This window comes from Brachybacterium tyrofermentans, assembly GCF_014897585.1.
Taxonomy (GTDB): domain Bacteria; phylum Actinomycetota; class Actinomycetes; order Actinomycetales; family Dermabacteraceae; genus Brachybacterium; species Brachybacterium tyrofermentans.
Genome location: NZ_JABUXW010000035.1, coordinates 1 through 16,295, shown reverse-complemented (window position 1 = coordinate 16,295; position 16,295 = coordinate 1). Strand labels below are relative to the sequence as shown.

Annotated in this window: 13 protein-coding genes and 1 tRNA gene; 6 read left to right on the top strand and 8 right to left on the bottom strand. The window is 71.0% G+C overall.

The features are described 5' to 3' along the window. Positions 1–128: 128 nt before the first annotated feature. A complete protein-coding gene (gene msrB, locus INT49_RS18500) occupies positions 129–557 on the bottom strand; it encodes a peptide-methionine (R)-S-oxide reductase MsrB (protein ID WP_193119222.1) in 429 nt (142 codons plus the stop codon). A 130-nt stretch (positions 558–687) separates the two neighbouring features. Between msrB and INT49_RS18495 the strand changes: the two genes are divergently transcribed. Then, the gene (locus INT49_RS18495; protein ID WP_193119221.1) at positions 688–2,115 is read left to right on the top strand and encodes an alpha/beta hydrolase family protein; all 1,428 of its coding nucleotides are present in this window, start codon (positions 688–690) and stop codon (positions 2,113–2,115) included. Between the two features lie 27 nt (positions 2,116–2,142). Here the strand turns inward: INT49_RS18495 and INT49_RS18490 are convergent, their stop codons facing one another. Further along, positions 2,143–2,976, bottom strand: coding sequence for a dihydrofolate reductase family protein (locus INT49_RS18490; RefSeq protein ID WP_226850948.1), 834 nt, complete (start codon positions 2,974–2,976; stop codon positions 2,143–2,145). Positions 2,977–3,036: 60 nt separating this feature from the next. Between INT49_RS18490 and zapE the strand changes: the two genes are divergently transcribed. Continuing rightward, positions 3,037–4,101 (top strand): cell division protein ZapE, encoded by a 1,065-nt coding sequence (gene zapE / locus INT49_RS18485; RefSeq protein ID WP_193119220.1) that lies wholly within the window; start codon positions 3,037–3,039, stop codon positions 4,099–4,101. Then, complete coding sequence (locus INT49_RS21635) at positions 4,098–4,772, top strand: GntR family transcriptional regulator (protein ID WP_193119219.1); 675 nt, start codon at positions 4,098–4,100, stop codon at positions 4,770–4,772. The genes zapE and INT49_RS21635 overlap by 4 nt, the downstream gene beginning before the upstream one ends. Positions 4,773–4,818: 46 nt before the next feature. Here INT49_RS21635 and INT49_RS18475 read toward each other — a convergent pair whose 3' ends face one another. Then, positions 4,819–5,688, bottom strand: coding sequence for an NAD(P)-dependent oxidoreductase (locus tag INT49_RS18475; protein WP_193119218.1), 870 nt, complete (start codon positions 5,686–5,688; stop codon positions 4,819–4,821). 108 nt (positions 5,689–5,796) lie between these two features. Here INT49_RS18475 and INT49_RS18470 point away from each other — a divergent pair, with 108 nt between their 5' ends. The 3 genes from INT49_RS18470 (at position 5,797) to INT49_RS18460 (ending at position 8,153) form a co-directional block, all read left to right on the top strand. Beyond that, on the top strand, positions 5,797–6,585 hold the full coding sequence (locus tag INT49_RS18470; protein ID WP_193119217.1) for an SDR family NAD(P)-dependent oxidoreductase: 789 nt from the start codon (positions 5,797–5,799) through the stop codon (positions 6,583–6,585). A 94-nt stretch (positions 6,586–6,679) separates the two neighbouring features. Beyond that, complete coding sequence (locus tag INT49_RS18465) at positions 6,680–7,423, top strand: SDR family oxidoreductase (RefSeq protein ID WP_226850946.1); 744 nt, start codon at positions 6,680–6,682, stop codon at positions 7,421–7,423. Positions 7,424–7,520: 97 nt separating this feature from the next. Beyond that, positions 7,521–8,153 (top strand): 2-dehydro-3-deoxy-6-phosphogalactonate aldolase, encoded by a 633-nt coding sequence (locus INT49_RS18460; RefSeq protein WP_193119216.1) that lies wholly within the window; start codon positions 7,521–7,523, stop codon positions 8,151–8,153. 100 nt (positions 8,154–8,253) lie between these two features. Here INT49_RS18460 and INT49_RS18455 read toward each other — a convergent pair whose 3' ends face one another. From INT49_RS18455 to INT49_RS18435, 5 genes are all read right to left on the bottom strand, one after another. Continuing rightward, positions 8,254–9,228: a C-terminal binding protein gene (locus tag INT49_RS18455; RefSeq protein WP_193119215.1), complete on the bottom strand. Its 975-nt coding sequence runs from the start codon at positions 9,226–9,228 to the stop codon at positions 8,254–8,256. 59 nt (positions 9,229–9,287) lie between these two features. Beyond that, positions 9,288–11,078: a malto-oligosyltrehalose trehalohydrolase gene (gene treZ / locus INT49_RS18450; RefSeq protein WP_193119214.1), complete on the bottom strand. Its 1,791-nt coding sequence runs from the start codon at positions 11,076–11,078 to the stop codon at positions 9,288–9,290. Next, on the bottom strand, positions 11,075–13,708 hold the full coding sequence (gene treY / locus INT49_RS18445; RefSeq protein ID WP_193119213.1) for a malto-oligosyltrehalose synthase: 2,634 nt from the start codon (positions 13,706–13,708) through the stop codon (positions 11,075–11,077). Before treY ends, treZ begins: the two co-directional genes overlap by 4 nt. Before the next feature lie 48 nt (positions 13,709–13,756). Further along, on the bottom strand, positions 13,757–15,919 hold the full coding sequence (gene glgX / locus INT49_RS18440) for a glycogen debranching protein GlgX (protein ID WP_193119212.1): 2,163 nt from the start codon (positions 15,917–15,919) through the stop codon (positions 13,757–13,759). Between the two features lie 218 nt (positions 15,920–16,137). Then, positions 16,138–16,212, bottom strand: a tRNA-Val gene (locus INT49_RS18435). Between the last annotated feature and the right edge of the window lie 83 nt (positions 16,213–16,295).

Below are 16,295 nucleotides of genomic sequence, written 5' to 3'. Positions count from 1 at the left end.
CGCGCCGAGGCGCCCGAGGTCAGGCGCGCCGAGACCGTGGCGACCGTGCTGCTGCGACCGTGCTCAGGCTGATCTCTCGGCGCGTGTGCCGGCTCGGGCCGCCGACGGTCCCGGCGCGAGTGTCCGTCTCAGGCGTCGTCGCTGTGCACGAGGCTGATCGAGTTGATGCAGAACCGCTCGTCGGTCGGGGTCGCGAACCCTTCGCCCTCGAAGACGTGACCGAGGTGGGAACCGCACTTCGCGCAGCGGACCTCGACCCGACGCATGCCCATGGACGTGTCCTCGAGCAGCTCGACGGCGTCGGAGTCCGTCGGAGCGTAGAAAGCGGGCCAGCCGCAGTGCGCATCGAACTGGGTCTCGGCCGTGAACAGCTCCTCGCCGCAGGCCTTGCAGGCGTACGTGCCGGCCGCGCGCACCTCTTCGTACTCTCCGACGCCGGGACGTTCGGTGGCGCCTTCGCGCAGCACCTGGTACTCGGCAGGGGAGAGGCGCTCGCGCCATTGCTCATCGCTGATCGCGAGGGGGTAGGGACGGGTGCCGATGGGATCAGTGGACATCGAAGGATCCTTCCGCTGGTGCGGCGACGGGTCGCCGCGATCGTCCGCAGGCGCGGGCCGCAGGGCCCGGCGCCATGTGGTGAACTCCTGTTCACACCCTCGATCCTAGTGCGTGGATAAGATGCGCGGTATGACGCGTGACCACTCTCGGACCAGCCCGCTGACCGGTTCCCTTCGATGGGTACGGGCGGCTCAGCCGCGCTCCGAACAGGGACGATGGGCGCAGGCCGCGGTCATCGGCGCCATCGGGGCCGCCTCGATGTTCACGCTCAGCGCAGGAGCGCTCGCGGTCGGGGCGCGCGTGATGGCGCGGCTCCCCCTGGTTCCGCAGCAGGGGCTGCGGCACCGGCCGGATCTCCCCGTGCGCGCCGTCCACGAGGACCGGGTGCACGTGGATCGGACGAAGGAGACCGAGCGTGAGGGCTACCTCGCGGTGCGGCAGTCCGGCGGCGCGGTGCACGTCCGTCTGGGGCCCGTGACCTCACATCCCACCCCCACCACCGTCGCGCGTCCGCTCCTCGGGGCGGATACCTCCGAGCCGCTCCAGGTCGCCAAGGCCGCGGTCAACGGCTTCTACTGGGCAGGCAGCCCGCGCACAGCCCACGGGCTGGAGACCGAGGAGGTCGAGGTCAGCTCGCCGGTGGGCCCGATGCCTGCCTGGCTGGTGCGCGCCGACCACACGAAGGAGCCGGGCCAGGGACCGGGCCATGGACCGGACCAGGGACGGGACCAGGAACCAGGCGCCGGATCGGCCCAGGAAGCGCCTGGCGGCCAGGGGGACACCTGGGCGATCCTGATCCACGGTCACGGATCGATGCGCGGCGAGGCGCTGCGCGTGATCCCGCTCCTGCATCGCCTCGGGCTGACCACCCTCACGATCACCTACCGCAACGACACCGGTGCCCCGGCCTCCGCGGACCGCATGTACCACCTGGGCGCGGACGAGTGGGAGGACACCGAGGCGGCCATCGACTTCGCCCTCGCCCACGGCGCTCGCCGGATCGTGCTGTTCGGCTGGTCGATGGGCGGCGGCATTGCGCTGCGCACCTCGGTGCGCACGGCGCACCGGGATCGCGTCGTCGGCCTGGTCCTGGACTCCCCGGCCGTGGACTGGCAGGACATCCTGATCTACCACGCCACCGCCCTGAAGGCTCCGAAGCCGATGCGGAACCTGGGGATATGGATGATGACCTCGACGGTGGGGCGCCGGCTGGTGCGGCTTCACGAACCGCTCGCACTGCACGAGATGACGCCGCAGTACTACGCGGAGCACCTCATCCACCCGACCCTGCTGTTCCATGCCCTCGACGATGCGACGGTCCCGCCCGGCCCGAGCCGGCACCTGGCCGCGCTGCGCCCGGATCTGGTGGAGTTCGCCCCCTTCGAGGGGGCCTCGCACACGCGCGAGTGGAACCGGGACCCGGTGCGCTACGAGCGGCTGCTGGCCGACCACCTCGGGCGACTGCTGGGCCTGGAGGCCGAGGCCGCCGCGCTGGAGGTCCCTGTGCGCGATCTCGCCTCCCCCGCCCTCGAGGACTCGATCGGCCTGCGTCTCTGAGAGCAGCTCCCGAAAGCGTGCGGGCGATCAGGGCCGGATGCGGTACCGCGAGATCGTCGCGTGGTCGCCGACGAGGAGAGAGGACAGCTCCCAGGCCGAGTCGTGGGACTCGCCGCTGATCACCCGGGACGACGAGCCGCCGACGCTCCGGTGCGTCGTCGAGAAGCACAGCTCGTCCAGGACTCCTTCGGCGGCGAGCCGGCCCAGGGTCGAGGAACCGCCCTCGGCCTGGACGGCGTGCAGTCCGCGGTCCGCCAGGCCGCGCAGGGCCTCGGTCGCGCTGTCCGCGACGATCACACGATCCTCGGGCAGCCCGGCCCTGCGCCCTGCCGCGAGGGCGCTCCGGGCGGAGGAGAGCAGATAGAGCGGCTGATCCCGGTCGAGGGACGCGGGGAGATCACCGCTGTTCGACCAGACGGCCAGAGCGGGACGTGCGCCGCCGCCGGGCCGCCACGAGGGCTTGAGCAGGTCGTCCCGGCCCAGCACCGAGCTGTAGTCCTCGACGCGCACCGTCGCCGCGCCCACCATCACCACATCGGCGAGGGCGCGCAGCACGTCGAACACGAAGGAGTCGTCGGGGTTGCGCAGCGGGCCGCTGGTGCCGTCCGCCCCGCTGATCGCCCCATCGACGGTCGCGTTCATCATCGCCCGCACCTGCGCGCCACCCGGCGGGAGCTGCGGCATCGCGTAGAGCGCCGCGAGGGTGCGTGCCCCGTCGGCGTCCGCCGGAACGGGTTCCGGGGCCGGCAGCAGCGTGCCCTCGCGCATCAGCAGGTGCACGGTCATCTCCTCGGGTCGGGAAGCGGCGGTGACGGGAACGGGCAGAGGACGGGACGGGACGGGTCGGAACGGGACGATCATCTCACCCCCTCCGGGGTCCGGGCCGACCGGCGAGCGCACGCGGAACATACACTGACCGCCGTGACTGAAGCGCTCTGCGACCGACGGCCCGAACCGACTCTCGAGCGACTGCTCGCGGACCTCGTGCCTCCGCCGCGGTTCGCCCGGGCTCGGCTGGACAACTATGTCCCCGACCCCGCCTTCCCCTCGCAGGAGGACGCCAAGCAGCGGGTGACCGAGTTCGCCGCGCAGCTGGGAAGGCCCCAGGGCGGCGGCTTCCTCGCGAAGTTCCGGCGGCGCCCGACCGCGGCGCAGGGGATCTACCTCGACGGTGGCTTCGGCGTGGGCAAGACCCACCTGCTCACCTCGCTGTTCCATGCGGTCGAGGGGGAGCGGGTCTACGGGACCTTCGTCGAGTACACAGACCTCGTCGGGGCTCTCGGCTTCCAGCGGGCGGTCGACCTGCTCGGACAATCGGTGCTGGTGTGCATCGACGAGTTCGAGCTGGACGACCCGGGGGACACGCTCCTGATGACACGGCTGATCCGTGAGCTCTCCGACCGCGGCGTCGCTGTCGTGGCCACCTCCAACACCCTTCCCGATGCGCTGGGCGAGGGACGGTTCGCCGCGCAGGACTTCCTCCGCGAGATCCAGGCCATGGCGGAGCGGTTCCAGGTGCTGCGCATCGACGGCGAGGACTACCGGCGCCGTGACGGCGTCACCGAGATCGTCTCCCTGCCGGAGGGCACCGTGCGCGAGCACGCCCAGGCGCAGGAGGGCGCCACCCTCGACGACTTCGATGACCTGCTGGGGCACCTGAAGACGGTCCACCCCTCGCGCTACGGGAGCATGATCGACGACGTCCCCGCGGCCCATGTGACCGGCCTGCACGGCCTGTCCCAGCATCACGACGCGCTGCGGTTCGTCGTTCTCGTGGACCGCCTCTACGACCGGGAGGTCCCGGTGCTGGTCTCCGCGGCCGCGGGGGAGGGCGGCGACGACGCGGAGGTGTTCTCGGATCTCTTCGCCCCCGACCTCCTGCGCAGCGGGTACCGCAAGAAGTACTTCCGAGCGCTCTCCCGCCTGGCCTCCCTCGCCCACGACGGAGCCGGGCGCCTGGGTGCCGACGGGCGCGCCGGCGCGTGACGCACGACCCGGAGGGGACCGATCCCGTGCGCAGCTCCCGGTCGGAGCAGGCGCGGCGCATGCTGGCCGAGCGCATCATGGACGGTGCCATGGCTCCGGGCACGCCCCTGCGGATCGGCGCGCTGTCGACCGAGCTCTCGATGAGCGCGACGCCCGTGCGGGAGGCGCTGAACCTGCTCACCGGCGAGAAGCTCGTCGAGTACCTGCCGATGCGAGGCTTCGTGGTGACCCGCCCCCCGGACGACGGCCAGGTGCGGACGATGGGGGAGGCGCGGCTGCTGCTCGAGCCCGAGCTGGCGGCTCTCGCCGCCGACCGTGCGACGGCTCAAGAAGGTGAGGCGCTCGCCGCGACCCTCGAGAGCACGGCCACGGCAGGCGTCGGTGCCCGTTTCCGCGAGTACGAGGGCTACCTCGAGCATTCCAGCAGCTTCCATGCCGAGATCGCGCGAGCGGCCCGGAATCCGTATCTCGCCGCCGCGCTGGAGGCGATCCCGGTGCACACGCTGCGCTTCCGTCGCTTCGGCGACGACGGCGTGGACGACGCCGAGATCTCCGTACGGGAGCACCGGGCTGTGCTCGAGGCCATCTGCAGCCACGACGCGGCGGCGGCGCGGGCGGCCATGGCCGATCACGTGCGCGCCGTGACCGAGCGGGCGCTGCAGCTGCGCTGAGCAAGAGCCACAGCGGTCGGGCCCGGCTGGCGGCCCGGGCCGCGGATCAGTCCTCGGGATCCAGGTACAGCTCCTGGACGACGGTGTGGTCCTGCTGGCCGTGCCCCTGGTCGACCGTCTCGGTGTAGAGGGACAGCAGCGCAGGCAGGAGCTGTGCGGGAAGGCCGACGCGCTCGCCGGCGGCGGTCGCATAGCGGAGGTCCTTGACCTGGTTGTCGGCGGAGCCTCCGAGCGAGTACTCCCGCTCCAGGAGCTTGTCCTTCTTCTGCGTCAGCACCTCGCTGCGTGCGAGGCCTCCCTCCAGCAGCGTCACCAGCTGCTGGATGTCGAGACCGGAGCGTCGAGCCAGCCCGAAGGCCTCGGCGAGCGCCGCGAGGGTGCCGCCGACGACGATCTGGTTGCAGAGCTTGGTGATCGAGCCGGTGCCCAGCTCGCCCAGGTGCAGCACGGTCCCCCCGATCAGCTCGAGGACAGGGCGCACGAGGGCGACGTCCTCGTCCGCGCCGCCCACCATGATCGACAGGGTGCCGGCCTCTGCGCCGGCGACGCCGCCGGACATCGGGGCGTCGACCACGGCGATGCCCTCCGGGGCGAGCTCCTCGGCGAGCGCGCGCACCTGATCGGGCCCGCTGGTCGACATGATGACCACCCGCGCACCGGCTGCGCCCCAGGCGGCGAGGGTCTCGGCGTCCAGGAGCTCGCGGAGCTGGAACACGTCGGGGAGCACGGAGAGGATCACCGGGGCCGCGGCCTGCGCCGGCGTGTGTGCACGGATCGCGCCGGCCGCGACGAGGTCGTCGGCCCGGTGCGCGGTGCGGTTCCACACGATCGGCGGGGCTCCTGCGGCCAGGAGGGTCGCGGCGAGGGGATGCCCCATCGGGCCCAGGCCGATCACGGATGTCTGGGTGAGGACCATGGGATCTCCTTCACAAGTACGGGGAACGGACCGTAGACTCAGGATCATATTTTATTTTCCGCCGCGAGGGGCGATCGTCCTCCTCTCGCTCGTGCACAGGAGCATCCCATGGCCGTGACCCCGTACCCCGCCTCCGACTTCCCGGAGCAGCCGGCCGCCCTGATCACCGGCGCCGCCTCCGAGCGCGGCATCGGCCGGGCGATCGCACACCGCCTCGCCCGCGAGGGCTGGGCCGTCGCCGTGATGGATCTCGACTCTCCCGCCTCCGAGGCGCTCGCGAGCGAGCTCACGCAGAGCTACGGCGTCCCCGCCCTCGGCCTCGGGGTCGACATCTCCGACGAGACGCAGGTGGTCGAGGCCGTCGCCCGGATCGATGCTGAGCTCCCGCAGCTGGTCGGCGTGGTCAACAACGCCGGCATCTCCTCGCCGACGCCGTTCACCGAGGTCAGCACCGAGGAATGGAAGCGGGTGTTCGACGTCAACGTCCACGGCACGTTCTTCGTGACCCGAGAAGCCGTGGCGGTCTTCCGCCGCCACAGCCTGGGCCGCATCGTGAACATCTCCAGCGCCTCGGCGGAGCGTGGCGGCGGGGTCTACGGGCGCGCCGCCTATTCCGGCTCCAAGGCAGCGCTGCTGGGCTTCGCGAAGACCTGGGCGCGGGAGCTCGGCGAGTACGGCATCACGGCGAACTCCGTGGCCCCCGGCTCGATCGACACGGACATCATGGGCGGCCGGCTCACCGACGAGCGCAGGGAGGTCCTGCTCCAGGAGCTCCCCGTGGGCCGGGTCGGCACGGTCGACGACGTCGCCGGAGCCGTCCACTACCTGCTCGGGCGCGACGGCGGCTACCTCACAGGCGTCACACTGGACGTCAACGGCGGATCCCACATCCACTGACCCTGAACGCCTCGAACGCCTCGAACGCCTCGAACGCCTCGAACGCCTCGAACGCCCCAACATCCCGCACACCAGCACTCTCACCCCAGGAGCGATGATGCCCTTCCCCGGAACCTTCGACGTCGACCTCACCGGCGCCACCGCCGTGGTCACCGGGTCCACCCGTGGCATCGGCCGCGCCATCACGCAGCGCCTGCTGGCCTCCGGGGCGAGCGTGATCGGCCTGCAGCGCGGCACCGACTCCCTGGGACCCGGCCATTCCTGCCGCGGCGTGGATCTCTCTGATCCCGCGGCCCGCGCCGAGGTCATCGCCGAGGTGCTCGCCGAGCACCAGGTCGACATCCTGGTCAACAACGCCGGCATCAACCTGCGCCACACCGTCGAGGACTTCCCGCTGGAGGAGTTCTCCCAGGTCATGAATGTCAACCTGGACGCCGTGGTGCAGCTGACCCAGGCCTTCGGCGGCCCGATGCTCGCTCGGGGCAGCGGGCGGATCGTCAACATCGCCTCGATGCTCTCGTTCTTCGGGGGTGTGCAGGCCTCTGCCTATGCGGCATCCAAGGGCGCGGTCGCCCAGTTCACGAAGTCCGTGGCCAACGAGTGGGCCGGGAGGGGCGTCGCGGTCAACGCGATCGCGCCGGGATACATCGCCACCGAGCTCAACGTGGTCCTGCGGGAGGACACCGTGCGCAACGACGAGATCGTCAGCCGGATCCCGGCCGGACGATGGGGGAGGGCCGACGACATCGCCGGGACCGCGCTGTTCCTGGCCAGCGAAGGCGCCGCCTACGTGCATGGCGCCGTGCTCCCCGTCGACGGCGGCTACCTCGGCCGCTGAGCGCACGGCGGCCGTTCTCCTCGCCTGAGAGCCTGCCGCTCCGCCCGCACGCTGTGCGCACCCATCCGCTCGTTCAATGTCGTGGAAGGATCTCCTCATGACTGCACACCCGCCGCTGCTGATCGCCATCCTGCGTGGACTGACACCCCAGGAGGCCCCTGCCGTCGGGGATGCTCTGGTCGCCGCGGGGATCACCTCCCTCGAGGTGCCGCTGAACTCCCCGCAGCCCTTCGAATCGATCCGGATCCTCACCGAGCGGCTCGGCCCCGAGGCACGGATCGGCGCGGGAACCGTCGTCGACCTCGCGGACGTGCAGCGCGTCGCCGACGCCGGTGGGGAGCTGGTGGTGGCCCCGAACACGGATCCAGAGATCATCGCCCGCTCCCTCGAGCTGGGGATGACGCCCTACCCGGGCGTCGCCACCGCGACCGACGTCTTCGCCGCGCTCCGCGCCGGGGCCCGGCACCTGAAGATCTTCCCGGCCGACGCGCTCGGCGAGAGCCTTCTGACGGCGTGGAGCGCCGTCGTCCCCGAGGGCACCGCGTTCCTGCCCGTCGGCGGCATCACCACGGAGACGATCCCGAGCTGGATCCGGGCCGGGGCGGCCGGCGCCGGGATCGGCTCGTTCCTCTATGCCCCGGGACGCTCGGCCGACGAGGTGGGCACGATCGGCGCCGACCTCGTGCGCGCTGCCCGGGGCGCGCAGCAGCGGGAGGGCACTGCGCTGTAGTCGCAGTCGCGTCTCCCGGGCTCGCCTGTCCTGCTCGGCCTGCAGTGCAGTGCACTGCGGGCACTGCGCTGCAGCCGGGGAACGGTCGCTCCGTGCCCCGTCAGCTCGCCGGGGACTCCAGCACCTCGGGATTGAGGATGTTGCGCGGCCGGCGCCCGGCGAGGACCTCCACGACGTTCTCGATCACCCGGCGCTTGAGCTCCGTCTCGGACTCCTCGCTGTACCAGGACGCATGCGGGGTGAGGATCGCCGTCGGGCAGTCCCGCAGAGCGCTGTCCTGCGGGAGCGGCTCGGTCTCGAACACGTCCAGGCCCGCGCCGCGGAGGTGACCGGACTGCAGGGCCTCGACCACGGCCGCCGTGTCCACGACGCCGCCGCGGCTGGTGTTGACGAGCATCGACCCCGGCCGCATCCGGGCCAGGGCCTCGGTGGAGATCAGGTGATGGGTCTGCTCGGTCAGCGGCACGTGGACGCTGATCACGTCGGACTCCGCCAGGACCTCGTCCTGCGTGCGTACCGCGATCCCGTCCTCCGTGGTGCTGCCGGCCTCGCGCATCGGGTCGTAGCCGTGCACGGAGAAGCCCAGTGCTCGGGCCTTGCGCGCGGTGGCGGCGCCGATGCGACCCAGCCCGATCACGCCGACGGTGCGGGTGGACAGCCGATGCAGCGGCTTCACGGGGGCGAGGGACGTGGTGCCGGCGCGCAGGTTGCGATCCAGCTCGACCACCCCGCGGGACAGGGAGACGGCGAGCGCCACGGCATGATCGGAGACGTCCTCGGTCCCATAATCGGGCACATTGCTGACCGCGACGCCGACCTCTGTGGCGGCATCGAGATCAAGGGTGTCCACCCCGACGCCGTAGCGTCCGATCGCTCGCACGCTCGGCAGGGCCTCGAGCACGCGACGGGTGATCGGGGCGTACTGCACCAGGAGGGCGTCCGCCCCCTGGGCGGCCTCGATCACCTCGTCCTCGGTGCGGGACTGTGCGAGGACCAGCTCGGCGCCGGCGGCGTCGGCGACGGCCTGCTCCTCCGTGATGCGGTCCTGGTCCAGGTCGGTGATGACGATCTTCATGGATGCTCCTCCTCGAGTCTCTCCGAGACGACAGTGCACTGCCGACGGCGCTGATCAGCTCATTCTGCGTGCAGGCGCAGGATCACCGCTCCGGCGTCGGCCATCTGGACGGTCCCGTCGGAGGAGAGGGACGCCTCGCCGAAGGAGCTCAGGATCTCCAGGGCACGGGGTACATCGGCGAGCGGACCGGGGCCGCGGTGGGAGAGGACTCCCAGCGTGCCGCGGCGCAGCAGCACGGTCTCCTCGGCGAGGATCTCGACGCTGGTGCGGCGCAGATCAGGGTCCGAGAAGGCCGGCTCCGTGCGACGCAGCGAGATGAGCGTGCGATACCAGTCCAGGATCCGGGCGTGGTCGCCCGCCGTGCGCTCCTCATGGCGCAGGATCGAGGACTCGAAGGTGGAGCGGGCCTGGGGGTCGGGCACGGTCCCCTCCCACCCCATGGCGGCGAACTCCTCGGTGCGCCCCGCGCTGACCAGGGGGCCGATCTCGTCGTCGTGATCGGTGAAGAACGTGAACGGTGTCGAGGCCGCCCACTCCTCGCCCTGGAACAGCATGGGCGTGCCCGGACCCAGCAGGATGAGCGAGATCGCCGCGGCATGCTGCCCCGGGGTCAGGGAGTGATGGATCCGGTCGCCGGTGGCCCGATTGCCGACCTGGTCGTGGTCCTGGAGGAAGGTCACGAAGGAGTGGGCGTCGTACTGGCGGCTGCCGGGATCGACGGGGGAGCCCCAGACCTTCCCGCGGAAGGTCGAATAGGTTCCGGCATGGAGGAACATCCCGGTCAGGACGGTGGCCAGGGCGTCGGCCGATCCGAAATCCGCGTAGTAGCCGGCGCGCTCGCCGGTGATCCACGCGTGGACCCCATGGTGGACGTCGTCGGCCCATTGCCCGTCCATTCCCAGACCGCCGGCGGACGTGGGAGTGACGGTGACCGGATCGTTCCGGTCGGATTCGGCGATCAGGCTGAGCGGGCGCCCGGTCTCCACCTGCCAGGAGCCGACGGCGTCGGCGAGCTCGGCCAGGACATGCCGGAGCGAGTCGTCGTGCAGCTCATGGACCGCGTCCAGGCGCAGGGCGTCGATCCCGACATCGACCAGCCAGAGCCGGGCGCTGCCCAGGAGGAAGTCCCTCACCTGGCGGGACCCGGGCTGATCGAGGTTCACCGCCTCACCCCACGGGGTCTCGTGCTGATCGGTGAAGTACGGGCCGAACATCCCCAGGTAGTTGCCGGTGGGGCCGAGATGGTTGTGGACCACGTCGAGCACCACGGCGAGACCGCGAGAGTGCGCGGCGTCGACGAACCGGGCCAGACCTGCGGGCCCGCCGTAGTCCGCGTGGGTGGCATACAGGCCCACCCCGTCGTACCCCCACCCGCGGTCGCCGGGGAAGGTCGCGATCGGCATCAGCTCGATCGCCTCGATCCCGAGCTCCACGAGGTCATCGAGCCGCTCGATCGCCGAGTCGAAGGTGCCCCCGCGGCCGTTCGGCCCCGGGGTGAACGTGCCCACGTGCATCTCGTACAGGACGCCTCCGCGCAGGCTGCGGCCGGCCCACGGGGAGGGCCCGCGCAGTGCACGGGGGTCCACCACCTCGCTGGCCCCGTGCACGCCGTCCGGCTGGGACAGCGAGCGCGGGTCGGGCAGCCAGAGCTCGGCGTCCTCGAGCCGGAAGGCATACCGGGCACCGGGGACAGCCTCGACGTCGGGCAGCGTGAACCACCCGTCCGGGGCGGAGCGCATCGGATGCTCGACACCATCGACCCGGATCGTCACCGCCCTCGCCCTCGGGGCCCAGACCTCGTAGCGGTCGTACGCACGACGGGTTCGCTGGTCGATGTCCGACGCAGTCATCGGCGCTCCTCCTGGACGCCGCTGCCGGCCCGCGCGCCGTCATGGTCCTCGGCGCCGTCGGCTGCCGGGTCCTCGGCCCGCACCAGCAGTGCGACCGGCCAGGTGGTGAGCAGCGACTGGAGGGGCACCATCCCGCCGTCGACCTCGACGCCGCTGAGGAGATCGCGCCAGCGGCCCTCGGGGAGGGCGAGCTGTGCGTCGCCCCAGCCACCCCGCTGGGCGAGGCCGTGGGCCAGTCGGGTGACGACGGTCACCACCTCGATCTCGCCCTCGCCCACGGCGCGGCCGAAGGCGACCGCGTGGCCCGTGGTGGTGGGCAGCGGCCGGTAGCCGGCGTCACGGCCCTGGAAGAGCTCGGGCCGCTGCCGGCGCAGCACGAGGGCGCTCCGGGTCAGCCACAGCTTCTCGTCACCGATCCCGTCGGGGCCGGCCCCCTCGAGCATCCGGGTCAGCCGTTCGGCATGCGCGGCGTGATCGACCGCCCGGCGGTTGTCGGGGTCCACGAGGGAGAGGTCGATGGTCTCGTTGCCCTGGTAGACGTCCGGCACCCCGGGCATGGTCAGCTGCACCAGCTTCTGGCCGAGGATCGCGGTGCGCTGGGCGGCGTGCGTGCGCCGGGTCCACTCGGTCAGGAGGCGGTCCACCTCCTCCGAGGCGAGAGCGGCCCGCCCCAGGTCGAGCACCTGCTGCTCGTACTCCGAGTCCTGATCCGTCCACGTCGTGAGCGTCTTGGCCTCGCGCATCGCCTTGAGCAGGTACCCCTCCAGGCGATCGGCCGTGATCCGCGGTGCGTCGGCCCCCGGCAGATCCCAGCACGAGACCAGGACCTGCCACAGCAGGAGCTCGACGGCCCCGTCGACGCGGTCACCGCGCGATGCGGACGTCGCCCGGTCCAGGTCCTGCACCAGCACCGCCCACTCCAGGGGCTGCTCGGTCAGGACTGCCAGCCGCGCCCGGACGTCCTCGCTGCGCTTGGTGTCATGGGTGGACAGCGTGGTCATGGCATCGGGATGGGTGTGCCGCTTCTCCAGAGCGTGGTCATGGAGATCGTCGGGCTCCACCCCGATCCGCTCGGGATCGGACCCCACCTCGGTGACCGCGAGGAAGCGGGTGTAGCGGTAGAAGGCCGTGTCCTCGAGCCCCTTCGCGTGCACCGGTCCGCAGGTCTGGGCGAAGCGCACGACGACCTCCGACCGAGCGGCGCTCGCCGTCCGGCCGGCGCTGCCCACCTCGTCCCCGCACACCAGGGCCACCACGGTCTCCAGGGTCATGACGACGTCCTCGTCGTCGCCGAGCACCTGCAGGGCCCGGGCCGCCGCCTGGTCGATGACGGCACGCTCGGCGCCCGGCGCCGGCTCCCCGGGCACGATGTAGGCGCGGTAGCGGTCCATCGCGCCGAGCAGGGCGCGGACGACCTTCTGGATGTTCCGCCGGGTGGTGTCCCGCAGGCGGATGTCCTCCTGGCAGATGTGGTGGATCAGCGTGGTCAGGCGTTCGAGCTCCGCCCACAGGCTGGTCGAGACGATCTGCTCGGTGGACTCGGCGGCGATCTCGGAGAAGGGACGCAGATCCTCCGTGCGGCGCTGCCACAGATGGGTCAGTCCGAGCGCACCGTGAGGATCGTGGAAGAGGCCGCCGACCCGCCACAGGGCGTCGTAGCCGGTGGTGCCGGCGCAGGGGAAGTCCCCGGGCAGCTGCTCGTCGGCCTCCAGGATCTTCTCCACCACGGTCCAGGCCCCGCCGGTCGCCCGCTCGAGGTCGCGCAGGTAGCCGCGCGGGTCGGTCAGACCGTCGGGATGATCGATGCGATAGCCGTCGATCACGCCCTCGCCCTGCAGCCGCAGCAGCGTCTCGTGGGTCGCCTCGAACACCTGCGGCAGCTCGACGCGGATCGCGGCGAGCGTGTCGACGTCGAAGAACCGTCGGTAGTTCAGCTCGTCGTCGGCGACCTTCCAATAGGCCAGGCGGTACCACTGGCGGTCCAGCAGGTCCGTGAGTCCCAGATGCTGGGTGCCGGCGGCGACCGGGAGCACGTGGTCGAAGTACCGCACCACGGCTTCCTCCGCGGTGGTGCCGTCGGGCTGCGGGATCTGCTCCACCCCCAGCTCGATCTCCCCGTCGGCCAGCACCGAGCCGATGGGGCGTCCCAGCACCGGCACCAGGATCGAGCGCTCGGACGACGGATCGATGTCGAACCAGTCGGCGTAGGGCGAGTCGGGGCCGTCGCGCAGGGTCGACCACAGGGCGCGGTTGTGCCAGATCGGGGTCGGGATCGCCATGTGGTTGGGCACCACGTCCACGATCAGCCCCATGCCGTGGTCGTGCGCCGCCGCGGCGAGACGGCGCAGGCCGTCCTCTCCGCCGATCTCCGCGCTGATCCGCGTGTGGTCCACCACGTCGTACCCGTGGGTCGAGCCGGGGGCGGCCTGCAGGACGGGGGAGCAGAACACGTGTCCCACGCCGAGCTGCGCGAGATACGGCACCAGCGAGGCCGCGTCGTCGGTCGTGAAGCCGGCGTGCAGCTGCAGGCGGTAGGTCGACGTCGGGACGGCTCGCGCAGACGGGACGGGCCGGTGGGCGTCGGCCTGCTCGGGGTCCGCGGACGCAGTGCTCAGGTCGGGCAGGGCCATGGGGTGCTCTCCTTCATGCCGGGTCCGCCGTCGAGCGGGCCCGTCGTCTCAGGCGCGGGTGGTCTGCTCGTGGTTCCCGTCGGCGGGCTCCTCGATGTCCTCCATCGGGGGGCGCGTCAGGACCAGCAGGGAGTGGGCGGGCCGGGAGATCGACTGCTCGGCGTCCAGGGCGGTCCCGATGTCCACCGTCTCCCCGGTCCCGATGGCGACGGTCCAGCTCGCGCCATGATCGGCCGGCGGGAGGACGAAGTCGACATCGTTGCCCGAGGCGTTGAACAGGAGCAGGGCGGAGTCGTCCACGATGCGCTCCCCGCGGAGCGTGGGCTCGGGGATCGCGGAGCCGTTGAGGAACATCGTCAGGCACTTGTTCTGCGGGGACTCCCAGTCCTCGGCGGTCATCGGGACGCCGTCGGTGCCGAGCCACTCCACGTCCGGCAGAGCGGAGTCCGCCTCGTCCCGGACGACGCCCTGCAGGAAGCGGCGCCGACGGAAGATCGGGTGGTCCCGGCGCAGGGCGATCATCTGCTGGGTGAACCAGAGCATGTCCATCTGGTCCGTGTCGAGCTCCCAGCTCATCCAGGACAGCTCGTTGTCCTGGCAGTAGGTGTTGTTGTTTCCGCCCTGGGTGCGGCCCATCTCGTCACCGTGCAGGATCATCGGGACACCCTGGCTGACCAGGAGCGTCGCCATGAGGTTCTTGGCGCGGCGCAGGCGCAGCGCCCGCACCTCCGGGTCCTCGCTGGGGCCTTCGACCCCGGAGTTCCAGGAACGGTTGTGGCTCTCGCCGTCGTTGCCGCCTTCGCCGTTGGCCTCGTTGTGCCGGTCGTTGTAGGAGACCAGATCCCGCATGGTGAAGCCGTCGTGCGCGGTGACGAAGTTGATCGAGGCGATCGGCGTGCGGCCCGTGTGCTGGTAGAGATCGGAGCTGCCGGCCAGTCGCGAGGTGAAGTCCCCGATGACGCCGGGCTCGGACCGATGGAAGTCGCGGACGGTATCGCGGTAGTGACCGTTCCACTCCGACCACAGGGGCGGGAACCCGCCCACCTGATAGCCGCCCTCGCCGAGGTCCCAGGGCTCCGCGATCAGCTTGACCTGGGAGATGATCGGGTCCTGCTGGATGATGTCGAAGAAGGCGGAGAGCCGGTCGACCTCGTGCAGCTCGCGGGCGAGCGTCGAGGCGAGGTCGAAGCGGAAGCCGTCGACATGCATCTCGGTGACCCAGTAGCGCAGCGAGTCCATGATCAGCTGCAGCACGTGGGGAGTGCGCATGAGCAGGGAGTTCCCGGTGCCTGTGGTGTCGTAGTAGTGCGCCTTGTCGTCCTCGACGAGTCGGTAGTAGGCGGCGTTGTCGATGCCGCGGAAGCACAGGGTGGGCCCCATCTGGTTGCCCTCGGCGGTGTGGTTGTACACCACGTCGAGGATCACCTCGATGTTCGCCTCATGGAGGTTCTTCACCATCTGCTTGAACTCCTGGACCTGCTGCCCGGTATCGCCGGCGTGGGCGTACTCGTTGTGCGGGGCGAAGAAGCCGATGGTGTTGTAGCCCCAGTAGTTGCGCATCTCCTTCTCGACCAGGTGCCCGTCCTGGACGAACTGGTGGACGGGCATCAGCTCGATCGCGGTCACCCCGAGCTCGGTGAGGTGCTCGATGATCGCGGGCTCGCCCATCGCGACATAGGTGCCACGGATGTCGTCGTCGATGTCAGGATGGAGCATGGTGAGGCCCTTGACATGGGCCTCGTAGATCACCGTGTCGTGGTACTCGTGCGCCGGGGGATGATCGTTGCCCCAGTCGAAGAACGGGGAGACCACGACGGAGTGCATGGTGTGCTGCGACGAGTCATCGGTGTTGCGCGCTTCATGGTCCTCGAAGCTGTAGCTGTACAGCGAGGGGTGGTTGCTCGCCATGCCGGCGATAGCCTTGGCATACGGGTCCAGCAGGAGCTTCGAGGGATCGCAGCGGTGCCCTCCGGCCGGGTCGTAGGCCCCGTGGACCCTGTAGCCGTAGCGCTGCCCGGGCTGTACCGACGGGAGGTAGACGTGCCACACGAAGGCGTCGACCTCGGTGACCTCGATGCGGCGCTCGGTGCCGTCCTCGTCGAGAAGGCACAGCTCGACGCGTTCGGCCGCCTCCGAGAACAACGCGAAGTTGGTGCCGGAGCCGTCGAAGGTGGCCCCCAGGGGGTAAGACTGTCCGGTCCAGATCTGCATGAGGCCAGAGTAGACGTACGGCCACCGAACCGGGACCGGGACGTGGGCTACTGGGCAGGGCGCCGCTGACCGTCAGGTAGCGACGTCGCCCGCTGCACACCTTTCGGCACGTAGCCCTGTGCCGGCACTCGCCCCGCACGCGACCCCGGCGCGAGGCATCGCGGGGAACGGCACGGGGAACGACGAAGGCCCCCTCGGGATTCCGAGGGGGCCTTTCGTGGTGGGCGATACTGGGATCGAACCAGTGACCTCTTCCGTGTCAGGGAAGCGCGCTACCGCTGCGCCAATCGCCCAATGCATCCGGAGATGCGGGGGAGGGATGGAGCGGACGACCGGATTCGAACCGGCGACCCTCACCTTGGCAAGGTGATGCTCT

Coding starts and splice junctions, on each gene's coding strand:
- msrB (WP_193119222.1), bottom strand. CDS start 557: ATGTCCACTGATCCCATCGGCACCCGTCCCTACCCCCTCGCGATCAGC.
- INT49_RS18495 (WP_193119221.1), top strand. CDS start 688: ATGACGCGTGACCACTCTCGGACCAGCCCGCTGACCGGTTCCCTTCGA.
- INT49_RS18490 (WP_226850948.1), bottom strand. CDS start 2,976: ATGATCGTCCCGTTCCGACCCGTCCCGTCCCGTCCTCTGCCCGTTCCC.
- INT49_RS18475 (WP_193119218.1), bottom strand. CDS start 5,688: ATGGTCCTCACCCAGACATCCGTGATCGGCCTGGGCCCGATGGGGCAT.
- INT49_RS18470 (WP_193119217.1), top strand. CDS start 5,797: ATGGCCGTGACCCCGTACCCCGCCTCCGACTTCCCGGAGCAGCCGGCC.
- INT49_RS18465 (WP_226850946.1), top strand. CDS start 6,680: ATGATGCCCTTCCCCGGAACCTTCGACGTCGACCTCACCGGCGCCACC.
- INT49_RS18460 (WP_193119216.1), top strand. CDS start 7,521: ATGACTGCACACCCGCCGCTGCTGATCGCCATCCTGCGTGGACTGACA.
- INT49_RS18455 (WP_193119215.1), bottom strand. CDS start 9,228: ATGAAGATCGTCATCACCGACCTGGACCAGGACCGCATCACGGAGGAG.
- treZ (WP_193119214.1), bottom strand. CDS start 11,078: ATGACTGCGTCGGACATCGACCAGCGAACCCGTCGTGCGTACGACCGC.
- treY (WP_193119213.1), bottom strand. CDS start 13,708: ATGGCCCTGCCCGACCTGAGCACTGCGTCCGCGGACCCCGAGCAGGCC.
- glgX (WP_193119212.1), bottom strand. CDS start 15,919: ATGCAGATCTGGACCGGACAGTCTTACCCCCTGGGGGCCACCTTCGAC.